This window comes from Halopenitus sp. H-Gu1 (genome assembly GCF_041821145.1).
In the GTDB taxonomy this organism is placed as follows: domain Archaea; phylum Halobacteriota; class Halobacteria; order Halobacteriales; family Haloferacaceae; genus Halopenitus.
On record NZ_JBGUBC010000053.1, the window covers coordinates 1 to 2,312 of the forward strand.

At 51.5% G+C, this 2,312-nt stretch carries 1 protein-coding gene and 1 pseudogene; one reads left to right on the forward strand and one right to left on the reverse strand.

Features of this window, described 5'->3' with window-relative positions; genetic code table 11:
• Positions 1-341: 341 nt before the first annotated feature.
• Positions 342-942: pseudogene (locus tag ACERIT_RS16055) on the reverse strand (IS6 family transposase).
• 97 nt (positions 943-1,039) lie between these two features.
• Between ACERIT_RS16055 and ACERIT_RS16060 the strand changes: the two are divergent.
• Positions 1,040-2,236 carry a sulfatase-like hydrolase/transferase gene (locus tag ACERIT_RS16060; RefSeq protein WP_373675863.1) on the forward strand — a complete coding sequence of 399 codons (1,197 nt, stop codon included), beginning with the start codon at positions 1,040-1,042 and terminating at the stop codon, positions 2,234-2,236.
• Positions 2,237-2,312: the final 76 nt, after the last annotated feature.

Sequence of the window (2,312 nt, forward strand, 5' to 3'; positions counted from 1 at the left end):
GTGCAGCGTAAAGATCCTCAGAGCCGAGGACAGTTGGCTGAAAGAACCGGAGCCCACAGTCAGCACAACGGTATCGACTGATCAATTCTGGTGGTTGATCGGTGAGTTTGTCACGGATGGTAATATCGAATCGGCGGCGGTACTCAGTTTCGATACGATCGAAGTGTATTGTGTTCTGTTCAATTTCGACCGCAGAATCACAGAGCGGACACGAGACAGTCATAGAGTTTGGTTCAATTCCCTTTTTTTTGGTGGCACTTTCTTAAAGAGTTCTATCAGCATTTTATATGGATTTCGGCGAGTAGTGTTTAGATAATTTAATTTCATGCGAAAGAAAACGCCTACGACCAATGTTCAGCGGTACTCGTGTCAACATGATCAATCGTGTTTGAGAACTGGTTGATTCATCTGTTTTACTTCACAAAAATACGTTCAACGGCATTCCGATTCCCATGTGGGACGTGTTGGAATCAGAGCCGTGATGATGACAAGCCGCCTGTAATCACGGTGCTCCGTCGACGAGAAAGACTGCATCGTCGACCTGATGTTTCTCACGTGATTCTGAGAGACACATCGAGGTAATCGCGTTGTTCTTGTCGGATAGAGCCGAATATGGAGCAGGCGATTAATGTCGCAATCGACAGCAGCGTACAGCCAATTTCGCTCAGTATTGAGCAGAATTACATTTTCTTTGACCACAGCGTGATTCGAATCAGCACCATCTGTCGGCTGTAGATCAACGTTCTGTACCCACCGATGAACGATGGTTCGATGACGATCGACACCCAACCTTTTAAACATCGAGACGATATCCGGGAATGATAATCCAGCCAAATGAAGTCGGATACTGATCTTCATCGTCGGCTCGGGTGTTGCCTCTCGCTCCAGAAGTTCTAACTCGATACAACCGTCATCGGCGCTAAGGCGGTCAAACGAGAGCATAGACCACTTAACCCTTTGACCGCCTCACTCCTTATCAGAACGCTACCAGTGTCGCCGAAGATAAAACTCTATGGCCGAGTAGATTAGCCGATATCATATGAGCCGGAAAATACGCAATTGTTACGTCTTTGTCGCTGATGCCCTCCGGTGGGACTACCTACCCGACTCCATCCGCTCACAGGGGGCTGTGCGGAAGACTGTTGCCGCATCGACGCTCTCTCCAACTTCGTTTGCTTCACTCACATCCGGGCTCTATCCACCCGAACACGGTGTCTATACCTTTGGCCACCGTGTCAAAGAAGGTCAGAACTGGCTTCTGGAGACAGAAGCAGTTGATGTATCTTTCTGGCAATCCATCGACGAAGATCCAATCTACGAGGTACTCGGACAGGATCCAATAACAAGCCAACGTGTCGATGAAATGGATACCCCATTCATCAATATCGAACGCGAACTTGTCACTCACTCCCCATACGGGCTCACAGGCGACGAACAGGGCGATTATAGCGCCGTCGAATTTCTTAATGACTACACCGACTCACTCGACGAACTACGCGCAGGATATTTCGAAGGGGCGAAAAGGGCCACAGAAATATTCACGAAACGTCTCGATTCGCTTGAAGAATGTGGACTACTCGACGAAACGCTCGTTATTTTCACCTCGGATCACGGCGAACTTCTTGGAGAGTACGGCTCGCTAAGTCACGTTTACCCGGTCGTTCCCGAGTTGGTTTACGTCCCGACTGTGGTTATCGACCCGAGGGGCCAAGACGTTCGTGAAAGTCTCTTTTCCCATGTCGATATCCCAGCTACCATTGCAGACGTACTCAATATCGATCCGCCGTACGAGACGCCGGGGAAGAGCGCATTCGAAGCTGGAGAGCGCGAGCACGCATACGCTGGCTTCGAGTTCCCACCCGGGTACAGTGCCTTCGGGCGGAGCGAGTCACGCCTCAACCGGCACGAACACAGCGTCCACAGTCTCTGGGACGCCGACGGCGGATGGGTGTTCGACGACTCCCCACGACGGAGTCGGCTTCACGGGGCGGTCAAGCACGTGATCCCGACGACCCCACGCGCACGGAACGTTCTCAAACAGAATCCACGCGGGCTACTTTCCCTGCTCCGCCAGATTTTCCGGGCGCGAAAGCAGTTCGGCAAACCAGACTTCGATCAGGACGAGGCGCGTCGTCTCATCGACGATCTCAAAAAGCGAGGCGACAGGGCGGCGCAACAGGATGAGCTGGGCGCAAACCAGCTAAAACAACTCAAGAATCTCGGCTACTTGGAGTGAATAGTGCTGGGTCGCATGTCTTCTATTCTGAGCGGGGGCCTTTGAACTACCAGGTGTTATTCGATAGCCATCCTAG

Excerpts from the sequence above, each read along its gene's own strand:
- ACERIT_RS16060 (WP_373675863.1), top strand. The coding sequence starts at position 1,040 with ATGAGCCGGAAAATACGCAATTGTTACGTCTTTGTCGCTGATGCCCTC.